Here is a 24,080-nt window from a genome sequence, read left to right as displayed (position 1 = left end):
ATGCGTATCATCGGAACAGCAAACGGGGGCATCCATGTGCTATTCGGCTCAGATCGTGGCGGACTACCGGCGCTACGTTCGCATGTTCGGCGCGCAGATGAGCATCGAGGAATTCGCGCGGCTTTTCTTCGAACGCGAAGACAATCAGGCGAAGATTCCCAAAGCGATGGAAGACGCGTTCTCGGAACCGCAGTCCGACGCGCAACGGGAAGTCTGGGCGCTGATCGAACGCTTCCGGTCGCAGCAGACCGTGAAGCTCGAACAGGAACTGTTCAAACAGCGCACCCGCTTCGCCGATGCCGAGCGCTCCTTGCAGACCAAAGTCACCAAGGCGGCGACCGAGAGCCAACGGATCGCCAAAGACAAGATCGACCGCACGCTCGAACGGCTCGACGACCTCCGCCGGGTCGATCCCAAAGCAGCCGACTCGCGCATCTTTCCAGGCTACTACGCGCCGGTAATGATGATGGAAAACGGCCAGCGCGTGGTCAAGCCGATGCGCTATCAGTGCCGCCTCGCCGGCAAGCCCGCATCGCACGACATCCGCTATCCGGGCACGTACAACGCTCGCCGGGACAGTCTCGAAGGTTTCTGGAAAACGCTATTCGGCTACTCGCATGGACTCGTGCTGGCCAGTTCGTTCTATGAGAACGTATCTCGCGCGCGGATGGAAGGCCGTGAACTCGCGCCCGGCGACAAGGATGAAAATGTCCGGCTGGAGTTCATCCCCAACCCGCCCCACGACATGCTGGTTGCGTGCTTATGGTCCCGCTGGAGCGGCAAAGGCGAGCCCGATCTATTGTCCTTCGCCGCCATCACCGATGATCCGCCGCCCGAGGTTGCCGCCGCCGGCCATGATCGCTGCATCATTCCGATCAAGCCCGAGCATATCGACGCGTGGTTGAATCCCGATCCGCACGATCTGGCAGCGCTGTACGCGATTCTCGACGATCGGGACCGGCCGTTCTACGAACATCGGATCGCGGCCTGAATACAACATGCGGTTTTCCAGGCCGCGCAATACGGTGCCGGATCATCCTTGCAATCTTCGCGCAGTAACATATTCTGCGTTATGAATCTTCGTCGGCTGGCAAAAAATACCCGGTCGCAGAGGGTCGCGAACAGGTGCGATCCGGACCCCGTCAATCATCGAAGCGCCTGCGCAACGCGCCCACCACCTGCACCATGCGCATACGCACGCCACGGACCGCGCCGAGGTCGCCGACTGGGTCTGGCCCTTCTGAACCTCACGCGCAGCACGCACCGGGGGAAAGCTCCATGGATGACGCTCCCACCACTACCACGCCGCAAAGCACGGATGCGGCGCGCACCGGCCTGAGCGCCGCCGCGCTGCAGCGCGGCGTGCTCGACAATCTGCTGTGCCTGCTCGGCCGCTATCCGGCCATCGCTTCGCCGCACGACTGGTACATGGCGCTCGCCTACAGTGTGCGCGACCGCATGCTGGCGCGCTGGGCAGCCTCCGTCCAGACCTACGCCGTCAACGATGCGCGCGTAGCTTGCTACCTTTCCGCCGAATTCCTGATCGGCCCGCAACTCGGCAACAACCTCGCCAACCTCGACATCGAGGCCAACGCGCGTGAAGCGCTGGCCTCGCTAGGCGTCGATCTCGATATGCTGCTCGAGATCGAGGAGGAACCGGGGCTCGGTAATGGCGGGCTGGGCCGGCTCGCGGCCTGCTATCTGGATTCGCTCGCGACGCTGGAAATCCCGGCCATCGGCTATGGCATCCGCTACGAATTCGGCATCTTCGACCAGCTGATTCGCGACGGCTGGCAGGTCGAAACCACCGACAAGTGGCTGCAAAGAGGCAATCCATGGGAGATCGTGCGCGCCGAGGTGGCGTACTACGTCGGCTTCGGCGGCAGCACGCACAACGAAACCGATGCACGCGGGCATCTGTGTGTGCGCTGGACCCCCACGCGGCAGGTCAAAGGCGTAGCGTGCGACATCCCAATGCTGGGCTATCGCGTCAACACCTGCAACACCTTGCGGCTGTGGAAAAGCGAAGCGGTCGAGTCGTTCGACCTGCAGGACTTCAACGCCGGCGACTATTACGAGGCCGTCAACGAAAAGGTCATCTCCGAGACGCTGTCGAAAGTGCTGTATCCGAACGACGAGCCCGAGATCGGCAAGCGCCTGCGTCTCGCGCAGCAATACTTCTTCGTGTCGTGCTCGCTGCAGGACATGCTGCGCCTGCTCGAAATCAAGGGCGAACCGCTCGGACACTTCGCGGATCTGTTCAACGTGCAGCTGAACGACACGCACCCGTCGATCGCGGTCGCCGAGCTGATGCGTCTACTGGTGGACGACAAGGAGCTGCCGTGGGACGAGGCCTGGGACATCACGCGGCGCGCGCTCGCATACACCAATCACACGCTGCTGCCCGAAGCGCTCGAAACCTGGGGGCTGCCGCTGATGCGCAACCTGCTGCCGCGCCTGCTCGAAATCATCTACGAGATCAACCGGCGTTTCCTCGACGAGGTCCGGCAACGCTTTCCGGGCGATGAAGCGCGCCTCGCACGCATGTCGCTGATCGACGAGCGCGCGGACAAGCTCGTGCGCATGGCGCATCTCGCGACCGTCGGCGCCCACGCGATCAACGGCGTGGCCGAACTGCATTCCGGGCTGCTCAAGCAGACCGTGCTGCGGGACTTCGCCGAATTGTGGCCCGAGCGCTTTCACAACGTCACGAACGGCGTCACGCCGCGCCGTTTCATGCTGCTTTGCAATCCGGGGCTCGCGCGGCTGCTCGACGAGACCGTCGGCGCTGGCTGGGTCACGGATCTCGCGCGATTGCGCAAGCTCGAAGCCTATGCCGACGACGCCGCGTTCCAGCAGCGTTGGCGTAGCGTGAAGCAGTCGAACAAGGAGGTGCTCGCCGAGCATATTCGCCGCGTCACCGGCATCGGCGTCGATACTGCCGCGCTGTTCGACGTGCAGGTCAAGCGCATCCACGAATACAAGCGGCAGCATCTGAACGCGTTGCTGATCGTCACACTGTACCGGCGCCTGCTGCGCGATCCGCAACTCGCGCTGACGCCGCGCTGTTTCGTCTTCGGCGGCAAGGCCGCGCCCGGCTATGTGATGGCCAAGCTGATCATCCGTTTGATCAACGGCATTGCCGAAGTCGTGAATAACGACCCGGTGGTGAACGGCCGGCTGAAGGTCGTGTTCTATCCGGACTTCAATGTGAAGAATGCCCACTTCATGTACCCCGCCGCCGATGTCTCCGAGCAGATTTCGACGGCCGGCAAGGAGGCGTCTGGCACCGGCAACATGAAGTTCATGATGAACGGCGCGCTGACGATCGGCACGCTCGACGGCGCCAACGTCGAAATCCGCGAAGAAGTCGGCGACGAAAACTTCTTCCTGTTCGGCCTGACCGCCGACGAAGTGGCAGGAGTGAAACGCGCGGGTTATCACCCCGCGGACTACGTGAAGGACAACGCGGAACTGGGCGAAGTGCTGCAACTGATCGCCGACGGTCATTTTTCGCGCGGCGACCGTGAAATGTTCCGCCCGCTCATCGACAATCTGCTGCACGCGGACCCGTTTCTCGTGCTCGCCGATTACGCCGCTTACGTGGCGCGTCAGGACGACGTCAGCGCCGCGTGGCAGGACACGCGGCGCTGGACCCGCATGTCGATCCTGAACACCGCGCGCTCGGGCAAGTTCTCCTCCGACCGGGCCATCGGCGAATACTGCAAGAAGATCTGGAGGATCTGTCCGATAAGGATCACCCTTGACCAATGACCCTGAAACGGCATTGCTGCGTGCTCACGCGGTTCGCCCCGGCTCGCGGTTTCCGACGGGCGTCAGCGCCGTGCCCGGGGGCATCAATTTCTGCATCTTCTGCCGCCACGCGACGCGCGTCGAGCTATTGCTGTACGAGGCCGCGGACAGTCCCGAGCCGTTTCAGATCATCCCTCTCTGTACCGATGAGAATCGAACCTTCTTCTTCTGGCATGTGATGGTGGAAGGACTGCCGTTCGGCACGCACTACACGTGGCGAGTGGATGGTCCGCGCGATACGCAGACCGGCGGCTTCGCGTTCGATCCCGAACGCGAACTCCTCGATCCGTATGCCCGCGCGGTCAGCGACGTTCTGTGGACACGGCGTGGGGCCGGCAACCCGAACCCCGCCGCGCACGCCACGCACCGCGCGATCGTGACGGAACCGCTGCACGCGCCCCCCAACCGTATCTCGCGCGGCCTCGACAACGCGATCATCTACGAGTTGCACGTGGGCGGCTTCACGCGTCATCCGTCGAGCGGCGTCCAGCATCCCGGCACCTTCGCCGGCCTGATCGAGAAGATTCCGTATCTCACGCAACTCGGCGTGACCCACGTCGAGCTGCTGCCGGTGATGGCCTTCGACGAGCAGGACGTTCCGCCCGGGACGGCAGCCCTCGGCCTGATCAACTACTGGGGCTACAGCACGCATAGCTTCTACAGCCCGCATCCTCGCTACTGCCTGGACCCCGCGTGCGCGCCGCAGGAGTTTCGCGCGCTCACCGACGCGATGCACGCCGCGGGCATCGCGGTGCTGCTCGACGTCGTGTTCAACCATACGGCGGAAGCCGGCGAGACGGGGCCCGTCATCAACTTCAAGGGCCTCGTCAACGATATTTTCTACCACCTCGACGAGACCGACCGGCGTCGCTATCGGGACTACACCGGCTGCGGCAACACGGTCAATTGCAACCATCCGCTGGTGACGGCGTTCATCGTTCATTGCCTCGAATACTGGGTGGAGGAGCTGGGCGTCGACGGGTTCCGCTTCGATCTGGCGAGTGTCTTCGCGCGCGACCAGCACGGCGAGCTGATGGCCGATCCACCGCTGCCCTGGGCGATGGAGTCTTCGCGTGTGCTTGCGCACGTGCCGTTGATCGCGGAAGCGTGGGACGCCGCCGGCATGTACCAGGTCGGCGCCTTTCCCGGCATGGCGTGGGCCGAGTGGAACGGCCGCTATCGGGACGTGATTCGCCGTTTCGTGCGCGGCGACCCGGGCCTGATCGGGGAGGTCGCCACCTGCATCGCGGGCAGTTCGGACCTGTATGCGGACGGCGGCAGGCTGCCCGACAACAGCATCAACTTCGTCACGTGCCACGACGGTTTCACGCTGATCGATCTGGTGAGCTACGAGACGAAACTCAACGAGGTCAATGGCGACGGGAATCGCGACGGCAGCTCCAATAACCTGTCGTGGAACTGCGGGTCCGAGGGCGAGACCTCCGACCCGACGATTCTCGGGCTGCGGCTGCGCCAGGCGCGCAACCTGATGGCCATTCTGTTCCTGAGCCAGGGCGTGCCGATGATGCTCGCCGGCGACGAGGTGCTGCGCAGCCAGCGCGGCAACAACAACGCCTATTGTCAGGACAACGCGCTCAGCTGGTTCGACTGGACACCCACTGAAACCGGCTCGGCCATGTCGCGCTTCGTGCGTGAATTGATTGCGCTGCACATGCGCCACGCAAGTTTGCGCCGGCAAAATTTCCTGACCGGCCGGCCACCGCCCGGGCAAACGCGGCCGGATGTGGCATGGCATGGCGAGCGCCTGAACGAGCCCGGCTGGCACGATGCCGGCGCGCGGCTTCTCGCCGTCACGCTGGGCGGCGAAAAGCCGGGCGAGCCGGCACTGCACATGGTGTTCAACATGAGCGATTGCGCGCGCACGGTCGAGTTGCCCGCGCCAGACGCGCGGCACTGGCGGCGTATCGTCGATACCGCGCGCGACAGTCCGCATGACATCGTGCAAGTTGCGCAGCAGGGCGTCATCGAAAGCGAGCAATGTCGGGTGGAAGCGCGCAGTGTCGTGGTCCTGGAAGAAGCGAGCTGAAGTTACCCAAATCACCCGGTCTGTCGTCCTCTAATGTCGATCGCGAAGGGCATCATGAGAATCAGCGTATATGGGCCGTCCGTCGTCCTCGCGATGGTTGCGCTCGTGGTGCATGGCAGCGCATTCGCGAGGTCCGAAGCGTGCCATCCGGCCTCGGAGAAGCAGATTTCCGCACTGTTCGATCGCTGGAACGACTCGCTGAAAACCGGCGACCCGCAGAAGGTCGTGGCGAACTACGCACCGAACTCGATCCTGCTGCCGACCGTCTCGAACAAGCCGCGTTTGACCGCCGACGAAAAGCTCGACTATTTCAAACACTTCCTCGAAAACAAACCGGTCGGCACGATCGACTTCCGCGACATCATGATCGAATGCAATACGGCGATCGACTCGGGGCTCTATACGTTCAAGTTCGCGGACGGCTCGGTCGTCAAGGCGCGCTATACGTTCACCTACGCGTGGAATGGACACAAGTGGCTGATTACCAGCCATCATTCGTCGAAAATGCCGGAAGGCAATTAGGCGATCTGGTTGAGAAGAAGTCAGGCTGGGACTTGAACCTCATTCACGAATGGCCTGAATACGTCCCGCCTTGACTGCCGCTTTCAAAACCGTCCAGTCCGCCTCATTCTGCTCCGCATAAGCGAGCGCGAATTGCACGACGGCTTCGTCGAATGCCTCCGACTTGCCGACATATCCGCTGAGCAATGCGGGGTCGCCTGCTTTCGCCATCGAATGCGCCAGCGCGTGAGCGCAGGACACCGCATATTCGCCCAGATCTTCGACGTCGAACGTGGTGAAGTCGAACGCCCCCTTCATGTCGCGCAATTGCCGCACATAGAAGTCGTTGCCGGTGTGATGCATCTTCGACCAGCCGAGGAAAATGTCGCTGGCCGACTGCAGCAGACGCTGCCCGTTCACCACGCGCTGGCCGTGATTGGCATAGCGGCTCGGCGGCAGATACTCCTCCAGCACGGAAGCCCGCGCCTCCTTGAGTTGCAGGAACAGCGGGCACTCTCCGTCGGCCATGAAGAGCGTCTCGTAGCAACGTGTTCCCACCGAGCCGATGCCCACCACGCGAATGGCGATATCCACCAGCTCATAGCGATCGAACAGTGCGCGCCTGTCATCGGGAAGCGTCAGTCGATAGTCGGCGAAAAAGCGCCGTACCAGCGTTTGGTACTGTTTCTGGTCGTGCTTGCTCTCGAGCGGGACGTGGTACACGAGCGGGGGCGAGTCCTTGATGCGCAGCTTGCCGTTGACCATCTCGGTTGCGCGAGTCAGCACGGAACGTGACGACTGCTGCCTCGCCTTTTCGATGACGGCCAGTTCTTTCCGTCTTTCCTCCACCGAGTCGGCAATCGCCAGCATGCTCGCTGCCTTGAACTGGCAATACCAGACGTCGAGCGTGTCCATGCTGCTCAATCCGGCGAGCCGTTGCCGGAAGGTCTCGCAGAGCCGGCGTACCACGGCGCGCTGGTCGCGAATCGTGAAGCCTCGTTCGCGCGCGGCAATCACGAACGAAGCGGCGAGCCTGCGCACGTCCCAGTCGAACGGACCCGGCAGGGTTTCGTCGAAGTCGTTTGGCCCGAAAAGAATGCGCCGTTCCGGACTCGCGAACAGCCCGAAATTGGCCAGATGCGCATCGCCGCCCAATTGCACGCTCACGTTGGAATGAGGCAGCTTCGACAGGTCGTGCGCCATCAGCGGCGCGGCACCCCGATAGAACGCGAACGGACTCGCGACCATCCGACCGTAGCGGATCGGTATCAGCTCCGGCACGCGGCCCACGTTGGACGCATCGAGCAGAGCGATGGGATCGCGATCGACGATCTTGCAGATTCCCAGCTCCGCGCGCGGCGCCTTCTTGCGCGCCGCCTTGCCCTGCTCCATGCGCGCGGCCAGCGAGCCACGCCCGGCGAACAGCATGGACGGATCTTCCTGTGCCGCCAGCGTCTTCGGATCGGCGCGATCCGTGGCGGGTTGGATGGACTTCTCAGCAGCGGAATCAGACACGCGTCACTCCTTGTTCGAATCGGGATCAAGCGGCCTTGTCATGTCACTTCCCTTCCCGTCGCTTCACTTTGCCTTGCTTTATCCCGGCTTGTCGGCGTCCGGGGCTGCCGCCCACGCGGGTGGCGACAGATCACGCAGTGCGTCGATCGCCGCATCGACCGTCTCGAAGATCTCGCGATGCGCGCCGCTCATCCGCAGTGCCTTATACCGCTCGAGTTCGTGCCGCACGCCAGCCGGCACCGCGACCACCGCGATACCCAGGCCGCGCTGGTCGAGTTCCGCACCCAGCTGGAGCAAGGTCTTGCCGGCCGTGTAGTCGATATTGCTGATCTCGGTTGCGTCGATCACGACCCAGCGCAACGGAACGTTCGCTTCGTTGACGATTTTCAGCACTTCCTCGGTGAAGCGCCCCGTGTTCGCATAGAACAGATCCGCCTCGAACCGGTAGATGACGATGCCGGGTGCCGCGAGCACATTCGGCTCGACGTGATGGGGAATCCAGTGGCCGGTGGGGCCGCGCGTCAACACGCGCGTGCGCAGCCGATAGCTATGCCGCGCATGCGCGATCAGCGATAGCACCACGGCGGCGAGAATGCCGTGCATCACATCGACGAACACGACCACGCCCGCCGCGAGCAACGCAACGACGAATTCGTCCTTCTGCATGCGAAACAGTTCGGCCATCCCCTTCACGTCGATCAGCTTCACACCGATCATGAAGACGATTGCCGACAGCACGGCGGCAGGCATCAGGCTGAGCGGCCTCGTGAGGAACAACAGCACCAGCAGCACGATCACGGCGGTGCTCAGATGGGCGACCTGGGTGCGTCCTCCCGCATCGTCGATGATCTCGGTCTTGGTCGGACTGCCGTTCACGACGAAGGTGCCGGTAAACGCCGCGGCCGCGTTCGCCGCCGCGAGTCCGATGATGTCGGCGTTATCGTCGCCCTTCTCGTTGTTGCGGGCCGCGTAGGCACGCGCCGTCGCCGCGCTCTGCGCGATGATGACGATGAAGCACGAGGCCGCCGTCGCCAGTACCTGGTTGATCTCGGTCATGTGCAGCGGCGGCACGAACAGCGACGGCAGTCCGCCGGGCACTTCGCCCGTCACCGCGATGCCGTGTGCGGCGAAATTGAACACCCCGCTCGCCACGATGGAGCCGACCACGGCGATCAGCGCGCCTGGCGCGTGCGGCGCGAGACGCTTGCAGCCGATGATCACCGCGAGTACGGCAAGCGAAAGGAGCGTGGTCGGATAGTTCGCTTCGGCCACACGTTGAACCACGCTCACCAGTTGCATGACGGGGCCATGCCCCTGTTTCGCGAGCCCCAGCAGCCCAGCGAGTTCCCCCGCCGCGACCTGCACGCCTACCCCGGTCAGAAAGCCGATCAACGCGCTTCGTGAAAGAAAGTCGGCCAGAAAGCCGAGCCGAAAGATTCGCGCGATCACCAACATCACGGCGACCGTCAGGGCCACCGTGCTCGTCAGGCCGATGTATTCCTTGCTGCCCAATGCAGCCACGGTCGTCAAGGTACCGGCGAGGATCGCGGCCGTCGCGGAGTCCGCCGCGACTACCAGTTGACGCGAAGCACCCAGAACCGCGAACGCCACCAGCGGCAACAGGATCGTATAAAGACCCGTGACGGTGGGCGTGCCGGATATCTTCGTGTACCCCATCACCTCGGGTATGCCGAGGGCCGCGAGCGTGAGCCCGGCGATGATGTCGCGCGGCAGTTGAGAGGAATTGAAGGGCAGAAGCCCTTGCAGAAACGGCGAGTGATGCAGATGAGCGCGCGTGGAAGCCGCTGGTTTCATGTGTCCACCTCCACTCAGGTCGTGAGCTTGCCGACCAGCGCGTTCGCGATGATCTCGTTCGCGATCACCACGTTGGATGCCCCCGCGCTCTCGAACAACATCTTTCTCAAGGGGTTTTCGCCGGGCACTGCGATCGCGAGCGACGCATTCAGCGTATGCGCCGCCAGCGTGATCGCCAGATTGTTGTTGCTGTCGGGGGTCGTCACGACCAGCGCTTTGGCACGGTCCAGCCGCGCGTGCTTAAGCACGTCGTCGAATTCGCCGGGCGGACCTTGCACGACCTGAAAGTCGTGATCCGCCGCCCGTTCGGCCTGCTCCTGATCGCCCACGAGCACGAGCACCGTATGTCCGGCGTCGCGCAGCCGCCCGGCGACCAGTTCACCGAGCGAATGAAATCCCACTACCACGACATGATCGGCAAGTTGGTCGAGCTTGCGCTCCATGATCCTGTTCTCCCGATAAGCCATCACGTCGTCGCCGGATAGCATGCCAGTGAGCCTCGAAACCGCGAATCCGCCGATCAGCATGGTCGCGATCATGGCTACCAGCATGAAGATCTTTTGAGGCCGATTGAATTCGCCAAAGGCGCCGAGTGTCGTGACGAGGTTGAGCCCATCCCACACCGATGTAAGTACTTTGTTTGGGAACGAGGTATTGGACTGATCCAGAATGAACAGCCCGGTGGCGGCACTGCAGAGCAGCAGAACGAGAAGGCCGACCGTGTGGCGTGCGCGGCGGCGCCATTCGCGAATACGGATGGCTCCAAGACGAGGCTCATTGACACGGAAGATCCACATGGTCACCTCGGATAGTCGAAACGATCGAGACAACAGCGAACCCAACCCAAGCAGACAAGCTCCCCCTTTTTGCGCCGGTAGTCAATAGTCGAGAGCCCCATGAAAGAGGCTCTGTAAGCGCCTCGAGCGCCTTCTACGACGATGCTCCCCCTGCTTCGGAGACGGGTTCGAACGCCACCCGCTGCTCCTGCGAGTCGTAGCGGCAAACCACCCGCATCCCTTCACCGATTTCGCCATTGATGAGCGCCTTCGCCAACGGATTCTCGACGCGCTGCTGAATCTGCCGGCGCAGTTCGCGCGCGCCGAACTCGGGCCGGTAGCCCTCGGTCGCGAGATGGTCGATGAGCGAGTCGTCGAAGCTCAACTCGATGTCCTGACTGCTGGCAATGCGCCGCACCTGCTCCAGCAGAATCCGCACGATATGGCGCGTCTCGTCGCGGCCCAGCGACTTGAACACGATGATGTCGTCGATCCGGTTGAGGAACTCCGGCCTGAAATGCTGCCGCAGCACGTTCATCACGCCGCTTTCCACGCTGACGGAGCCCGCCTGGCTGAAAAATCCCGGCCCCGTGCGGTTCTGTCCGGTGATCACGTCGGACGCGAGATTGCTCGTCGCGATGATCAGCGTATTGCTGAAATCGACGACGCGCCCTTTGCCGTCCGTCAGGCGTCCATCGTCGAAAACCTGTAGCAGCACGTTGTACACGTCGGGATGCGCCTTTTCGATTTCGTCGAGCAGGATCACGCTGTACGGTCTGCGCCGCACCCGTTCGGTCAGTTGGCCGCCCTCTTCGTAGCCAACGTATCCGGGCGGCGAACCGATCAAACGCGCGACGGTATGACGCTCCATGTATTCGCTCATGTCGAAGCGCAGCATCGCATCCTCGTCGCCGAACACGACTTCGGCAAGCGCTTTCGCCAGCTCGGTTTTGCCGACACCGGTCGGCCCCAGAAACAGAAACACGGCGGTGGGCCGGTGCCGCGCCTGCAAGCCGGCACGCGCGCGCCGCACGGCATCGCTGACGGCCACGACGGCTTCATCCTGGCCGATCACGCGCTGATGCAAGCGCTGCTCCATATTCAGAAGCCGCTCCTTTTCCTCGGCCGTCAACTGCGCGACGGGAATGCCGGTGAGTCGCGCGACGATTTCCGCGACCTGCCCGATACTCACATGCGATGTGTGGGTGCCGATGCTCTTCTTCCACGCGTCGGTCGACTCGCGCAACTGCTCTTCCTTCGCGGTGATCTCGCCGCCGAGCGCATGCGCGCGATCGAATTGCTTGCGCGATGCCGCATAGTCCTGCTCGCGGCGCAATTGGCCGATTTCCGCTTCGAGTTCGAGCACGGCGGCAGGCCGCGATGTCGACGACAGATTGACACGCGCCGCGGCCTGATCGATCAGGTCGATCGCCTTGTCGGGCAGAAACCGCCCGGAGATATAGCGATCCGACAACTCCGCCGCGCCGACGATCGCATCGTCCTGGATCGTCACCTTGTGATGCGCCTCCAGCCTGTCGCGCAGCCCGCGCAGAATGTTGATGGTCTGCACGACGGACGGCTCGGCGATCAGCACCGGCTGAAAGCGCCGCTCGAGCGCCGCATCCTTTTCGATGTACTTCTGATATTCGGCGAGCGTCGTTGCGCCGATCAGATTGAGTTCGCCGCGCGCCATCGGCGGCTTGAACACGTTGGCGATGTCGAGACCGCCTTCGCCGCCGCCCTGCCCCGCGCCGACGATCGTATGCACTTCATCGACGAACAACACCAGCGAGTCCTGGTTTTCCAGCACTTCGTCGATCACCTGCTTCACACGCTCTTCGAATTCGCCCCGATACTTCGCGCCCGCGACGATCGAATTCACGTTGAGCTCGACGAGCCGCTTATTGCGCAGCGACTCCGGCACGTCACCGTTGACCATTCGTTGTGCCAGCCCTTCGACGACCGCCGTTTTGCCGACGCCGGGCTCGCCGATCAGCACCGGGTTGTTCTTGCGCCGGCGCGCGAGCACTTCGACCATCGTTTCGATTTCGCTGGACCGTCCGATCACGGGGTCGAGCCGGCCTTCGCGCGCGAGGACCGTGAGGTCGCGGCTGTGCTTGTCGAGCTGCGGCGTGCGCGACGGCTGGCGCGGCGCCGCTGGCTTCTGCACGCCGGCCGCGCGCAGCGTCTGCTGGCGCAGCGCCGGCGCTTGAACGCCGAGCCGGCCCAGCAGTTGCCCCGCAAAGCTCTCCGGCACTTCGGCCAGACCGATCAGCAAATGTTCGGCGCCGACCGAGCTGTGACCCAGTTGGCGGGAAGCCAGGAACGCGCGATCGAGCGCTCTCTTCAGCCGCGGCGAGACGCCCATCGGCTCGCGCGGGCTCGGTGCGGCGGGTTCGCGCTTCTCTGCGTTCGCGTCGATATAGGCGCGCAAATCGCTCCCCTTCACACCGAGCGAAGCGAGGATCGCTTCGACGGCCGCATGGTCGGCCAGCACGTATAGCAGGTGCTCGGTATCGACCTCGCGACGGCCGAACTGCGCCGCGGTTTCAGCGGCGCGCTGCAGCATCTCCATTGCGACGTCGCTGAAATGCCGCTCGATGCTGAACGATTCGCCGCCTTCGACGGGCTGCTGCGCGGCATGCGGATCGGCAGCGGACGGCTCCTGGGCCGATGCCTGCGCGCGAAACAGCGCTTCGAGCGGCGAGATAGAGCGTTGATGGCGGGTCAGTTGCGCGTAGTGAAAATCACAGACGTCGAGCACCTGACGCTGGTTGTTCTGAAGTACCGCAAGCCGCACCGTCGCCGGCCGGACACCGCAGATATCGCAAAGCAAGCGTGCCATTGTGTGTCGTCTCCATTGCGTCAAGACTTCGAGGGAAGCATACCGCGCGCCAGCCCGCCTTCCCGGCGATGGCGACGTCGACATCGCACGGCCGGACTTTGCCCGCACGCGATACCTTACCTTGCTATCCGATCCTTTGCGCCCGATGCGCGGCCTCCTGCACACCACGTACAGCGGCGGCCACGATCAAGCCGGTGAAGACCACGCCGATCAGCCCGAGACATGCGGCGTCGATCCGGCCAAACGACGAAGTAGGCACGACGTCGCCGTACCCGATAGTAAGCGCCGTGATCGCACAGAAGTACACCGTTTCGCCCAGCGGCGACGGTGTGCGGTGCGCGGTTTCGACAGGCGCGCCCCAGTAGTACATGCCAATCGTCAGCAGCACGAATAGCAGAAGCAGGCCGATCAGAATCGCTCGCAGATACCACACGGTGATCGCCATTTCCTTCAGGATCTCGCCGGCCCGAGGTCGGCCCGCGCCGTCGCCTGTCGCATTTCCCATTGCACGCTCCTGTTGCGATCACCGGGTCGGCTTTGCGGCATGACGCACCACCTCACTCCACCCGGCGGTGTTGTTCGAAAAGCAGAAGCATCAAACATGCGTAGACCGTGACGGCCAGAAAGAGCCCCATTCGCACGGCAAACGCGGTGTAGACATCCTTGCCCGCCACGCTGTCCTGCACCGATTGCCCGAGCAGAATGATCATCGTCACGAGACTGTTCAGCCAGAAGCCCGGCGAGCAACGCGTCGGTTGCAGGCCGTACAGTCTGCGCCCCACGAGCAGGCCGAACAGCAGCATCCACAGAAAGAACATCCACAGATGCACGAACAGCCTCAGCGCAAACCAGAACGCGATCGCGAGCAGACCGCCGAGCAGCGTCGAGCCGATCAGATCGCGCGCGGCGCCGCGAGCCGAGGTCGTGCAGGTTTGTCTGCCGAGGCTGACGGACTTCATGATGATCGGCATGTAATTCGCCGGATCGGTCATCGCGAGCAGATAGGCCGGCATCACGACGAGCGCGGCTCGCAGCGCGATATAGGCGGCCTTGTCTTGCGCCATCGCTGCCGCGGCGGGCTGTTCTCGTGCGTCCGTCCGCTCGGGAAACAGGTTGTGCGCAAGCGTCGACACCAGCACGGCCAGCAGCAGCCCCTTCGCCAGCGCGCCGACTACTGTCAAGGCCAGCTCGAAGTCGGCCGTGCCCGCGGCGGAAATCATCGTCAGTCCCGCGACCAGAAAAGTGGCGACGAGATTGTTGCCGCCGCGCAGACCATAACGAAACGCGAAGAACAACATCAGGCCGACGATCATCACGCCGGCCAGCGCGTAATGACGCAGCAACGGAACCAGCAGCAAGCCGCTGCCGGTGGTCGATGCGACGACCAGCGACAGAATCACGCCGGCCTTCAACGACAGCGGACGATTCTGCGTGGCCAGCAAAAAAACCGTGAATACCGGCGCGACGACCGGGATCGGAAAATCGAGTCCGAAGCTAACCGCAACAGCGGTGGCCGTTCCGAGAGCAACACGTATCGCGCGATAACCGAGGCGCTGGGCCATGAGCTGCATAGGCTTCTCAATAGACGTAGGAAAGCCAGCTCATCAGCCGGATGAACGCGTGGCCCAGCGGATTGAGCGGATTGCCCTGGGTCGGAAACGCCATCACTTCGGCCTGCCCGCCCACCCGCAGATCATGCAGACGGGCGCGCTCGCTGTCGTCGAATTCGACGATCACCGGAAAACGTTGCGCGGGACGCAGCCAGTCGCGGCTATTCTGCACGGTGGGCAGGCTGCCGGCCGGCGTGGGCTGTCCCACGCTCACGCCATAGCCGACACTGCGGACCCGCCCGTCGAACACTTCACCGGGCAGCACGTCCAATGCGATCTCGACGCGCGTGCCGGGTTTCAGATGGCCCAGATTGTTCTCCGTCATGTCGGCGCTAACCCACACGTCGCGGATCGCGATCAGCGTCATCACCGGATTGCCCGCCGCCGCGAACTGACCGACTTCCGTGCGCAGATCGGTCACGACACCGCTCGAGCGGGCCCTGATCCGCGCGTTGGCGAGATCGAGTTCGGCCTTCTCCAATGCGCTGGCTGCGCTGCGCAACTGCGCGTTCTCTGCCTCGTGTCCGCCCTGTTGCTCCCGCGCGCGCTCGACTTCGGCACGCGCTCCGTCGACCTGGCTTCGCGCCTGTTCATGCGTCGCCCGCGCGACCTCGAGACGTCGCAGCGACACGGTGCCCTCGTCTTCACGATAGAGCCGCTCGAGACGGTCGCTGTCCTGGCGCGCCTTGACCTCGTTCGCGACGGCGGCCCGCAACGCCGCGAGAGCCGACTCGATGCCGGCCGTGCCGGCACCGACCTGACGGCGCGTGGACTCCAGATCGGCGCGCGCGCGGTCAGCGGCAATGCGGTAGGGCTCGCTGTCGACTTCGAACAGCACGTCCCCCGCGTTGACATCCTGGTTGTTGTGGACGAACACCCGGGTCACGCGTCCCGACACCTCGGCGGCGACGGGCACGACATAGGCCTGAATGCGCGCCTGCTGCGTATACGGCGTGAAACGGTCGGCGAGCAGATACCAGATCAGGCTCAGTACGATCAGACAGAGCACCACTTTGACCGCCCTGCCGGAAGGGTCGGCGGCGGGCGTCGACGACTTCGGCGCGGCGGCGGTTGGAGGCTCGCGCGTATCCTGGGTATCGCTCATCGTGACGCCCCTTCGGCCTGCCCCGGCGTACCGGAAGCCGGCGCCGTTTCGTCGAGCAGGTCGCCCCAATCCGTGCGTTGCCGCATCTGCGCGCGCGTCGCCGCATCGACGAGCGGCTGATCGGTCTCCCAGCCGCCTCCGAGCGCCTTGTAAAGGGCGATCACACTGCCGAGCGCATTGCTGCGATTGACCACGTACGCGTCCTGCTGCGCAAACAGCGCGCGCTGCGCATCGAGCACCCGCTGGAAGTCCGAATACCCTTCCCGATAGATCGTGTTGGCGAGCGTCAGCGAGCGCCGCGCCGCGCCTTGCGCGTCATTCAGAATGGTGTCGCGCTGCAACGCGGCGATCAGCGCGGTCGCGGCATCGTCGGCCTCGCGCGCTGCCTCGCGCACCGTGTTCTGATAAGCAACCGTCAACTCTTGCAGCCGCGCGTCCTGGACGCGCACGTTGTTCGTGATCCTGCCGTAATCGAACACGTTCCACGTGACGCTCGGGCCCGCGGCAAAGAGCAGTGTGCTCGGTGCGCCCGCGAGCGAACTGGCGCTCCACGTCAGCGTGCCGAGCAACGATACGGACGGGTACAGATCCGCTTTGGCGACGCCGATCAGCGCCGACTGCGAAGCCATCTGATACTCGGCCGCGCGAACGTCGGGGCGGCGCAACAGCAGATCGGCCGGCACGCCCTGCAGCACCGCATGATCGACTAGCGGCACCACGCCTTCCTTGCCCGCCTGCACGTCGAGTTCCGGCAGCGGCCCAGGCGCTCGCCCGATCAGCACCGACAGCGCATGACGCGCCAGCACGATCTGGCTTTCGAGATCGGGGATGCTGCTCAGGGTCCCCAGGTACTGCGTCTTCGCCTGCTGGAAGTCGAGTTCATCGGATTCGCCGGCCTTGAAGAGCTTTTGCGCGATGTCATAGCTGCGTTTCTGCAATTGGGCGTTCTCGCGCGCGATACGTAGCCGCGCCTGTGCGACCCGCAGCGTGAAATAGGTATCCGCGACCTGAGCGTGCAACAGAACCAGCGCATCGTCGCGGTTCGCTTGCGCGGCGAAGAACGCGGCGTCGGCCGATTCGATCGCGCGGCTGAAACGCCCCCAGAAATCCAGCTCCCAGCCGATGGCGAAACCCGCGCCGTACTGCACGAACGCACCCGAGCGCGGATTGGAGCCCCCGGAGCGCTTGCGCGCCGACGCGAGTACCTCGGCACTTGCCTGCTGCACTTGCGGATAGCGTCCCGCGAGCGCGATGCCAAGCTGCGCGCGCGCCTCGAGAACGCGCAGTCCGGCGATCTTCAGGTCGCCGTTGTTCGCGTCGGCTTCTGCGATCAGACGTTCGAGATTCTGGTCGCCGAAAATCAGCCACCATTGGCGCGCGTCGGGCTGTGCTCTTTGCTGCGTGACCTGCGTGATCGACGCACTGCTCCAGTGCTCGCTCCACGCTTCATGCTGCGGCTTGAAGTCCGGACCCACCCGCATGCATCCGCTCAGGCCGAGCGCCCCAAAGAGCGCTGCGATCCCGTACGGACGCGTGAACGGTGACACGGAGCCATCCTCGCGCTTCAGGTCTGCTTTTGTTCGTGGATCTGCGCGGTTTGCGTGGGTTGCGGCTGGTCACGGACCCAGCGCCAGAACAGCTGATAGCCGACGGCCAGCATCACGGGCCCGACGAATAGCCCGATCACGCCGCCCGTCACCATGCCGCCGAGCGCTCCGATCAGCACGACGGGCATCGGCACCGCAACGCCGCGGCCCAGCATCAAGGGTTTGAGCACGTTGTCGGCGAGGCCTGCGACGAACACATACACCGCGAAGATGATGTTTGCGGTGCTTACGCCGTCCGTGACGATCACGAAGGCGATCACCGGAATGGTGATCAGCGTGGCCGGCAGTTGCATGATGCCGAGCAGCAGCACGGCCAGCGCGAGCAGCCCCGCGCCGGGTATCCCCTTCACGACGAAACCGATGCCGATCAGCAGCATCTGGATAAACGCGATGCCCACCACACCTTGGGCCACCGCGCGAATCGTCGCCGTGCAAAGATCGGCGATCTGAACCCCGTTCTCGGGACCCGAAATGCGCGAGGCGATCTGCACCGCGCTCTGATAGCCCTTCTCACCGTGGGCCATCAGGATTCCCGCGATGATCAGCGCGACAAAAAATATCACCAGTCCGGCGCCGAGGCCCGTCACCGTTGCCAGCACGGCAAGGCCGGCCTCCTTCAACTGCGGGGCGAACCTTTGCGCAAGGCCGGTCAGATCCGTCGATGCCTGTTGCCAGAAGTCGTAGACACGCTGTCCGATCAGCGGCCAACTCGCCACCGACTCCGCCGGAGGCGGAATCTGGAAGCTACCGCTCTTCGCAATGGCTATCGATTTCTCGATCGAATCGGCGACCGCTAGACCCAACGCATACGTGGGCACCAGAATCACGGCAAACGCGACGAGGATGATCAGCGTGGCGATCAGACCATCCTTGCCGCCGAGCGCATGGCGCAGACGGACCTGCAGCGGATACAGCGTGATCGCCAGAATCACCGACCAGGCCATCAGGTTAAGAAACGGCGCGAAGATCCGAAAGCAGAACACGGCCAGGATCGCAATAAGTCCGGCGCGGATCAGCACATCGAGCATCTCTCTCGCAGGCGTGCGTTGGGAAAGCGGTGTGAGCAGCATAGGTTCCTCTCCGGCCAGGTCGCGGCGCGGTGGCGCGGCGGCACCGTGATTTGCCAGCAATCGCGAAAACTCGAACCCACTGGAACGTTTTTGACGCCAATACCAAGGCCTGCCTGCAATTCCGGCATCTTCAGGAAGAGAATCGCGCCGGCCTTGTCGTCGACAGAACGCGGCGTTTCACTACTATTGAACCCGCACCTCGAATATTCAATTGGACTTTGGTCTCATAGCCTCGAACCGTCCGGCGTTCCGCTCGCCGACGACGATCATGGAGAGCACCGTGAGATGGATGCTTAGCGTCGCCGTTCTGCTGGCCCTGGTTGCTGGCGCCCCAGCCCGCGCCGCCGGGGTCGGCTTTCAGAAGGTCGACATACCGAACGGCGCCGAGCCGCCGCTCACTGCCGGAATCTGGTATCCGACCGACGCGCCGGCCACACCGCACGCGTTGGGCGGCGCTACCCAGACCGTCGCCGCCGACGCTCCGATCGCGGGCGATCACCTGCCGCTGGTGGTGTTGTCGCACGGCGGCGGCGGCTGGTACGGCGCTCATTACGACACGGCTCTCGCGCTGGCTCGCGCGGGCTTCGTCGCGGCGGCGGTCAGTCACGCCGGCGATACCTTCGATGATCAGAGCCACGTGCTGGAACTCTGGCGCCGGCCCGCGCAGCTTAATCGGCTGGTGGACTACATGCTCGACGACTGGCCGGAGCGCGAGCGGCTCGATGCGGAGCGCATCGGCGCATTCGGCTTTTCCAACGGCGGCTTCACCGTGCTCGTGGCCGCGGGCGGCATCCCGGATCTGTCGAAAATCGCCCCGTTTTGCGAAGTCCACCCGGATCATGACCTGTGCGACGCTTTGCGGTATGCGAGCGTCGACGTCCATTTCGGCGCGCATGTTCCCGCCGGTGTCTGGGTCCACGATGCGCGCATCAAAGCCGTTGTTATCGCCGCGCCTTCGTTCGGCTTCGCGTTTGGCCGCGCGGGCTTGGGCCGCGTGCGCGCTGCGGTCCAACTGTGGAGCGCCGCCGACGATCGTCATCAGCCGCATCCGTGGTACGACGAGCCGGTGCGGGACGACCTGCCCCGCGCTGCCGATTATCGTCTGGTGGCTAACGCAGGCCACTATGACTTCCTGCCGCCCTGCGATACGCGTCTTGCGCGGCTGCGCCCGCAGATCTGCGACAGCGCGCCGGGCTTCGACCGGGCGGCGTTCCATCAACGATTCAATGCCGAAGTGGTACGGTCTTTCGAGGCGATGCTGCGATAGGAAAAGAGTTAGCCGAATTCGTCGTGTTGGGGCAGTTGATCAGTGATCGAATACCACGGCGCCTTGGAACCCACGAAAATGTGGGCAGTGGGAGAGATGGAAGGCGAGTCCGTGAGGGTTCCGAGCGTGACGTGAACGTATTCACCGTTACGAACCACTGAGAACATCAGGCTTCCACATTTTTTGCAGCGCACATCGTGCGACGCCTGCTCATCACCGAAGATCAACAGGCTGTCTTCGCCCTCCGTGATGCGCAGCTTGTCGCGCTCGATCCCCGCGAAGGGTTTGAACGCCGAGCCGGTTGCGCGCCGACAGTTCGAACAGTGGCAGTTCAACGCATAGACGAATTCGTCTCTTACCGAGTAATGGACGGCGCCGCAAAGGCATCGGCCGGCAAGCAATGGTTTCATGGCTGCCTTTAGACAGAAGGTACATCGCTAATTGGAAAGTCGCGCAGCCATGATTATTCGCGAGTCGAAGCGCGATGTCGAACCGGCAAACCGCTAGCGCCGGAAAATGACCTGCGCCGTGCCGGCCTCGATCGGAGAAGAGGTGTGCTGGTGGACGATCTTCCATCCGTCGGCCTGCTGCCTCAGTGTCATGGTCAGGCGATTGTCCATCGCACGCAGTTCCACGCCGCCGGCGTCGACGGCTTTGTATGTCGCGAACGCGTGAACGACGGCAAGGTCAGCGGCAACCATCGTTTGCGCGTCGCTGAAATCCACGATCACCCGTTGCGCACCCAGCGAACCGAACCAGCCCTCAGTCATCGCGCGCCACGATGCGATGCCGTTGTACGACCATGTACCCCACATGTCGAACACCACCGCATCGCGGTCGTAGAGCGCGACGAACGAGTCCGCGTCTTTGGCCCATACCGCAGCCTTGTAGCCTTCCAGGACTTGCAGGATCGGATTGTCGAGTTTGTTCACAGTGTGTGCTCCTGAGTGGGACTACGAGGGGTTCCTGACCGATTGTCTTGCCAGGTAACGACGATCGACGCACCACCGGATCGACATCCAGGCGGAAAAAATCTTCAACGCGATATGCCGTTGCATTGATCAGATCACGCGCACGTCACTGGGCGGTCTGCTGACGTTGATACTCGTTGTGCTTCATCTGCAGATAGTCGGCGCGGCTGACCTCGTGCAATTGCCGCGGATACTGCTCGGTCGCATCGAACCAGTCGGTCAGACGTTTGTCGAGACGGGCGTTGGGCGGGCTGGCAAGCGCGCCAAGATAGGCATCGATGGCGAGGAAATAGCGCATCGTATTGCGTTCGACCAGGCCGCGCACGCCGCCGATGTATTGCGGCTCGCTCGCCGACGAATCGGGCGTCAGGGAAAAGCCGACTTTGTCGCTGCCGATCGTCGCCAGATAGGTTTTCATCGCAATCCGTCCCGCGGTGCCGTATCCGTATGCGTAGGTCAGGTGAATAAAGGTGCGGTTATCGCCGACCGGGATCGCTTCCAGCACGATACGGTAGTCTTTCGTGCTCAGCGGACCCGTGGCCGCGGAGAGCTCGACGCGAAAATAATCAGGCGTGCTCGCTACCGGGCGAAAGTTGAATTGCACGCGGTACGACGACGAAAGAGCTTCCTCGGTCTTCTTGCCGATGTTCACGGTGAGGACCGTACCGCTGTCGCTAGTGGACGCGTGACAGTATTTGGTGTTCTGATGCAGGATCAGCACGTCGCACCAGTTGGCCGGGCCTTGAGTCGGGTCGCTGAGCGCGCCGCTCACTATCGCGAAAGGATGGTTGAGCACGCCGTAGATATCACCCTTGAGCGCCGACGGCAACTCCTGCGATTCGAGGAACAGCGGTCGATGAAACTGGTTGTGCGCGAGTTGCTGCGTCAGACTTTGATATTTCTCGCGCAGGCGAGCCGCGCTGTCGTCCGCTTGCGCGACGACGCTGTGGCACAAGAAGCAGAACACCGTGGCGATCAGGACGATCCACCGCGATCGCATCCGCCGATTCTCTGCCAGGGATGTGGCAAGCCTGCTCATGGTCCTTCTCCTACTTCGAATCAGGTTGTGGCGCAACGGGTGCGGACACGATCCTGCGAACACTCATCGCTGGCCCGGCTCCCACTCCGGACTATAACCTCCAAGCGCCGGGTGATACATCTCATCGCCCGAGTGCTGAGTGAATTCGACGTTGAGCCGGTCTTCGCGCAAGCCCAGAATCTCGATGCAGAGCGAGCAAAGTGCTTTGGCCAACTCAATGCGTAACTCCGGCGGCCGCCCTCTTCTGATATCGAGCATCATCAACGCGACAGGCACTGGCTCCCCGCTCTCCTCCTCAATGCGCCACACGCTGCCCGGACCGAGTTCTCGTATGGCTACGCTGATTCGCCTGACATCGACCGACATCATTCGGGCATACGTCTCACTCATTTTCGCTGCGAGCAGTCTTTTACTCTCGACAGAGTAGTGATCGTTTACATCAAGCTGCAGATAAGGCATCGCGTCGATCTCCGAGGAAAGTTTTTCGCACGCGCCAACTATATGCCGCACCATCAAATCGATCAAAACCATCGCCATTGCTATCCCGTTCCCGACGTGCCGCGTGGCCGACGTGGACTCTGTTTTGGCTATTCACTTTGCATGACGGTCTTCACTATTTACGCGAGTTCGCTGTCATGAACTCGCGCCCGCATTCAACAACAATGAGTCGTTTATTTCATTGGCTCTCCTACTGTTTGCGCACCTTCTCGCCCGCAGCGTGCCTGCTGTCAAATCGATCGTCAGGAGAATCGTCATGCGTAAGATGCTTACCCTCGCTGTCGCAGCGTTTTGCATTGCGTCCTTTTCACACGAAAGTCGCGCGTCTGGCGACGATGACGTCCCACAAGCCCGATGCACGCTACCTCAAGGTACGGTCGCCTTGGTGGAAAAACAGTTGCGTACGGTCGTGAACCTGCCCGATGGCAACGGCGGGATCTTCACACCCAACCGGATGTGGGCGGCCATCGTCGATCGCCAGGGACATCTCTGTTCGGTGATCGTGACCGGGGACGCCTGGCCTGGCAGTCGGGCCATCGCCATCGCGAAGGCCTATACCGCGAACGGCTTTAGCAACGATGCACTCGCGCTATCCACGGCAAACCTCTACGCGGCCACGCAACCCGGCGGCTCGCTTTACGGACTGAATAATTCGAATCCTTTTGACGCGCGCTTCCTCGAACAGGGCAGCGGCATCGGACACACGCTTGGCGGCGTGATTACCTTCGGCGGCGGCGTCGCACTTTATGCCGGAGGGAAAGTCATCGGAGGATTAGGCGTGAGCGGCGATAGCGCCTGCGCCGATCATGCGATCGCATATCGCATGCGCAAGCTCGCGGGGCTCGGCAGTGTGCCCGCCGGTCAAGGCCCGAACAACACGGATAACATCGTCTACTCGACGAGCGGATCTCCGATGGGCTTCGAGCATCCGCATTGCTTCCCGAGCGACCTGAGCGCCGCCAAAATCGAGCAGATACCTTCGCATTGACGGCAATCGTCGCCCCATGGAATCGGGCTTCCGGACAACGGACCGGAAGCCCGCACGCCGATGGGGTGAGAATCGTCAACGCGTCTGCCCGTCGATTTGCTTGCGCAGACGGTTTTCCTCTTCCTGAAGCTCGGGCGTAAAGGCTTCGCCAAAGTCCGCCGGCTCAAAGAACGGGCGAATCTCGATCTCCGAATCACTCATCATCGGATTCGGGCAGCGCTTGACCCATTCGATCGCTTCGTCCATCGATTCAACCTGCCACAACCAGTACCCGGCAATCAATTCCTTGGTTTCCGCAAACGGGCCGTCGATGACGGTGCGGTCCTTCCCTGAGAACCGCACGCGAGCGCCGGCCGAGCTCGGCTTCAGCCCGTCGCCGCCCTGCATGATGCCGGCCTTGACCAGTTGCTCGTTGTACTGCCCCATCGCCGTGAGGAGTTCCGTACTCGGCATTTGCCCCGCTTCCGATTCGGGGGTTGCCTTGATGATGACCATGACGCGCATTTGGGTTTTCCCTTTGAAGACGAAAATATCTGAAGGCAACGGCGCCTCCAGTGACTACGACGAATCATCACGGGAGAAATCGACATGCACAAGACACGCCTGCTCCGAT

The 24,080-nt window shown here is 63.0% G+C and carries 20 protein-coding genes; 6 read left to right on the top strand and 14 right to left on the bottom strand.

Annotation, left to right across the window (positions count from 1 at the left end; all coding sequences use genetic code 11):
• The first annotated feature begins 34 nt into the window (after positions 1-34).
• From AB4Y34_RS22985 to AB4Y34_RS22970, 4 genes are all read left to right on the top strand, one after another.
• Positions 35-991: an SOS response-associated peptidase family protein gene (locus tag AB4Y34_RS22985; RefSeq protein ID WP_368717289.1), complete on the top strand. Its 957-nt coding sequence runs from the start codon at positions 35-37 to the stop codon at positions 989-991.
• Between the two features lie 287 nt (positions 992-1,278).
• Entirely contained in the window at positions 1,279-3,774 is a 2,496-nt protein-coding gene (locus AB4Y34_RS22980; protein WP_368717288.1) for a glycogen/starch/alpha-glucan phosphorylase, read from the top strand.
• Positions 3,764-5,860 carry a glycogen debranching protein GlgX gene (gene glgX, locus AB4Y34_RS22975; protein ID WP_368717287.1) on the top strand — a complete coding sequence of 699 codons (2,097 nt, stop codon included), beginning with the start codon at positions 3,764-3,766 and terminating at the stop codon, positions 5,858-5,860. Before AB4Y34_RS22980 ends, glgX begins: the two co-directional genes overlap by 11 nt.
• 54 nt (positions 5,861-5,914) lie before the next feature.
• Entirely contained in the window at positions 5,915-6,382 is a 468-nt protein-coding gene (locus AB4Y34_RS22970; RefSeq protein WP_176365795.1) for a DUF4440 domain-containing protein, read from the top strand.
• Between the two features lie 39 nt (positions 6,383-6,421).
• Here AB4Y34_RS22970 and AB4Y34_RS22965 read toward each other — a convergent pair whose 3' ends face one another.
• From AB4Y34_RS22965 to AB4Y34_RS22925, 9 genes are all read right to left on the bottom strand, one after another.
• Entirely contained in the window at positions 6,422-7,876 is a 1,455-nt protein-coding gene (locus AB4Y34_RS22965; RefSeq protein WP_368717286.1) for a DUF2252 domain-containing protein, read from the bottom strand.
• Positions 7,877-7,954: 78 nt separating this feature from the next.
• Positions 7,955-9,691: a SulP family inorganic anion transporter gene (locus AB4Y34_RS22960; RefSeq protein WP_368717285.1), complete on the bottom strand. Its 1,737-nt coding sequence runs from the start codon at positions 9,689-9,691 to the stop codon at positions 7,955-7,957.
• Positions 9,692-9,705: 14 nt separating this feature from the next.
• Positions 9,706-10,488, bottom strand: coding sequence for a TrkA family potassium uptake protein (locus AB4Y34_RS22955; protein WP_368717284.1), 783 nt, complete (start codon positions 10,486-10,488; stop codon positions 9,706-9,708).
• A gap of 133 nt (positions 10,489-10,621) precedes the next feature.
• Positions 10,622-13,312, bottom strand: a complete 2,691-nt coding sequence (locus AB4Y34_RS22950; RefSeq protein ID WP_368717283.1) for an AAA family ATPase — start codon at positions 13,310-13,312, stop codon at positions 10,622-10,624.
• A 124-nt stretch (positions 13,313-13,436) separates the two neighbouring features.
• Entirely contained in the window at positions 13,437-13,817 is a 381-nt protein-coding gene (locus AB4Y34_RS22945) for a potassium channel family protein (RefSeq protein WP_176377962.1), read from the bottom strand.
• Between the two features lie 52 nt (positions 13,818-13,869).
• Complete coding sequence (locus AB4Y34_RS22940) at positions 13,870-14,883, bottom strand: DUF2955 domain-containing protein (protein WP_368717282.1); 1,014 nt, start codon at positions 14,881-14,883, stop codon at positions 13,870-13,872.
• Between the two features lie 7 nt (positions 14,884-14,890).
• The gene (locus AB4Y34_RS22935; protein WP_368717281.1) at positions 14,891-16,027 is read right to left on the bottom strand and encodes an HlyD family secretion protein; all 1,137 of its coding nucleotides are present in this window, start codon (positions 16,025-16,027) and stop codon (positions 14,891-14,893) included.
• A complete protein-coding gene (locus AB4Y34_RS22930) occupies positions 16,024-17,574 on the bottom strand; it encodes an efflux transporter outer membrane subunit (RefSeq protein ID WP_368717280.1) in 1,551 nt (516 codons plus the stop codon). The genes AB4Y34_RS22935 and AB4Y34_RS22930 overlap by 4 nt, the downstream gene beginning before the upstream one ends.
• Before the next feature lie 17 nt (positions 17,575-17,591).
• A complete protein-coding gene (locus AB4Y34_RS22925) occupies positions 17,592-18,704 on the bottom strand; it encodes an AI-2E family transporter (protein WP_368717279.1) in 1,113 nt (370 codons plus the stop codon).
• Positions 18,705-18,972: 268 nt separating this feature from the next.
• On the opposite strand from AB4Y34_RS22925, the gene AB4Y34_RS22920 reads away from it, so the two are divergent.
• Complete coding sequence (locus tag AB4Y34_RS22920) at positions 18,973-19,971, top strand: alpha/beta hydrolase family protein (RefSeq protein WP_368717278.1); 999 nt, start codon at positions 18,973-18,975, stop codon at positions 19,969-19,971.
• An 8-nt stretch (positions 19,972-19,979) separates the two neighbouring features.
• On the opposite strand, the gene AB4Y34_RS22915 is transcribed toward AB4Y34_RS22920, so the two are convergent.
• The 4 genes from AB4Y34_RS22915 to AB4Y34_RS22900 form a co-directional block, all read right to left on the bottom strand.
• A complete protein-coding gene (locus AB4Y34_RS22915) occupies positions 19,980-20,381 on the bottom strand; it encodes a GFA family protein (protein WP_176365786.1) in 402 nt (133 codons plus the stop codon).
• A gap of 93 nt (positions 20,382-20,474) precedes the next feature.
• The gene (locus AB4Y34_RS22910; RefSeq protein ID WP_368717277.1) at positions 20,475-20,903 is read right to left on the bottom strand and encodes a nuclear transport factor 2 family protein; all 429 of its coding nucleotides are present in this window, start codon (positions 20,901-20,903) and stop codon (positions 20,475-20,477) included.
• 145 nt (positions 20,904-21,048) lie between these two features.
• Positions 21,049-21,981, bottom strand: a complete 933-nt coding sequence (locus AB4Y34_RS22905; protein WP_368717276.1) for a hypothetical protein — start codon at positions 21,979-21,981, stop codon at positions 21,049-21,051.
• 63 nt (positions 21,982-22,044) lie between these two features.
• Positions 22,045-22,440, bottom strand: a complete 396-nt coding sequence (locus AB4Y34_RS22900; RefSeq protein WP_368717336.1) for a 4-oxalocrotonate tautomerase family protein — start codon at positions 22,438-22,440, stop codon at positions 22,045-22,047.
• Positions 22,441-22,660: 220 nt separating this feature from the next.
• Between AB4Y34_RS22900 and AB4Y34_RS22895 the strand changes: the two genes are divergently transcribed.
• Complete coding sequence (locus AB4Y34_RS22895) at positions 22,661-23,467, top strand: heme-binding protein (RefSeq protein ID WP_255208655.1); 807 nt, start codon at positions 22,661-22,663, stop codon at positions 23,465-23,467.
• Between the two features lie 75 nt (positions 23,468-23,542).
• Here AB4Y34_RS22895 and AB4Y34_RS22890 read toward each other — a convergent pair whose 3' ends face one another.
• Positions 23,543-23,971, bottom strand: coding sequence for a YciI family protein (locus AB4Y34_RS22890; protein WP_368717335.1), 429 nt, complete (start codon positions 23,969-23,971; stop codon positions 23,543-23,545).
• Between the last annotated feature and the right edge of the window lie 109 nt (positions 23,972-24,080).

This window comes from Paraburkholderia sp. BR10954 (assembly GCF_040965775.1).
Classification (GTDB): Bacteria; Pseudomonadota; Gammaproteobacteria; order Burkholderiales; family Burkholderiaceae; genus Paraburkholderia; species Paraburkholderia youngii.
The sequence above is the reverse complement of the archived record's forward strand: the minus strand, read 5'-3'. Positions and strand labels throughout refer to the sequence as shown.

Excerpts from the sequence above, each read along its gene's own strand:
- AB4Y34_RS22985 (WP_368717289.1), top strand. The coding sequence starts at position 35 with ATGTGCTATTCGGCTCAGATCGTGGCGGACTACCGGCGCTACGTTCGC.
- AB4Y34_RS22980 (WP_368717288.1), top strand. The coding sequence starts at position 1,279 with ATGGATGACGCTCCCACCACTACCACGCCGCAAAGCACGGATGCGGCG.
- AB4Y34_RS22970 (WP_176365795.1), top strand. The coding sequence starts at position 5,915 with ATGAGAATCAGCGTATATGGGCCGTCCGTCGTCCTCGCGATGGTTGCG.
- AB4Y34_RS22960 (WP_368717285.1), bottom strand. The coding sequence starts at position 9,691 with ATGAAACCAGCGGCTTCCACGCGCGCTCATCTGCATCACTCGCCGTTT.
- AB4Y34_RS22955 (WP_368717284.1), bottom strand. The coding sequence starts at position 10,488 with ATGTGGATCTTCCGTGTCAATGAGCCTCGTCTTGGAGCCATCCGTATT.
- AB4Y34_RS22950 (WP_368717283.1), bottom strand. The coding sequence starts at position 13,312 with ATGGCACGCTTGCTTTGCGATATCTGCGGTGTCCGGCCGGCGACGGTG.
- AB4Y34_RS22945 (WP_176377962.1), bottom strand. The coding sequence starts at position 13,817 with ATGGGAAATGCGACAGGCGACGGCGCGGGCCGACCTCGGGCCGGCGAG.
- AB4Y34_RS22940 (WP_368717282.1), bottom strand. The coding sequence starts at position 14,883 with ATGCAGCTCATGGCCCAGCGCCTCGGTTATCGCGCGATACGTGTTGCT.
- AB4Y34_RS22935 (WP_368717281.1), bottom strand. The coding sequence starts at position 16,027 with ATGAGCGATACCCAGGATACGCGCGAGCCTCCAACCGCCGCCGCGCCG.
- AB4Y34_RS22925 (WP_368717279.1), bottom strand. The coding sequence starts at position 18,704 with ATGCTGCTCACACCGCTTTCCCAACGCACGCCTGCGAGAGAGATGCTC.
- AB4Y34_RS22920 (WP_368717278.1), top strand. The coding sequence starts at position 18,973 with ATGGAGAGCACCGTGAGATGGATGCTTAGCGTCGCCGTTCTGCTGGCC.
- AB4Y34_RS22915 (WP_176365786.1), bottom strand. The coding sequence starts at position 20,381 with ATGAAACCATTGCTTGCCGGCCGATGCCTTTGCGGCGCCGTCCATTAC.
- AB4Y34_RS22905 (WP_368717276.1), bottom strand. The coding sequence starts at position 21,981 with ATGAGCAGGCTTGCCACATCCCTGGCAGAGAATCGGCGGATGCGATCG.
- AB4Y34_RS22900 (WP_368717336.1), bottom strand. The coding sequence starts at position 22,440 with ATGCCTTATCTGCAGCTTGATGTAAACGATCACTACTCTGTCGAGAGT.
- AB4Y34_RS22890 (WP_368717335.1), bottom strand. The coding sequence starts at position 23,971 with ATGCGCGTCATGGTCATCATCAAGGCAACCCCCGAATCGGAAGCGGGG.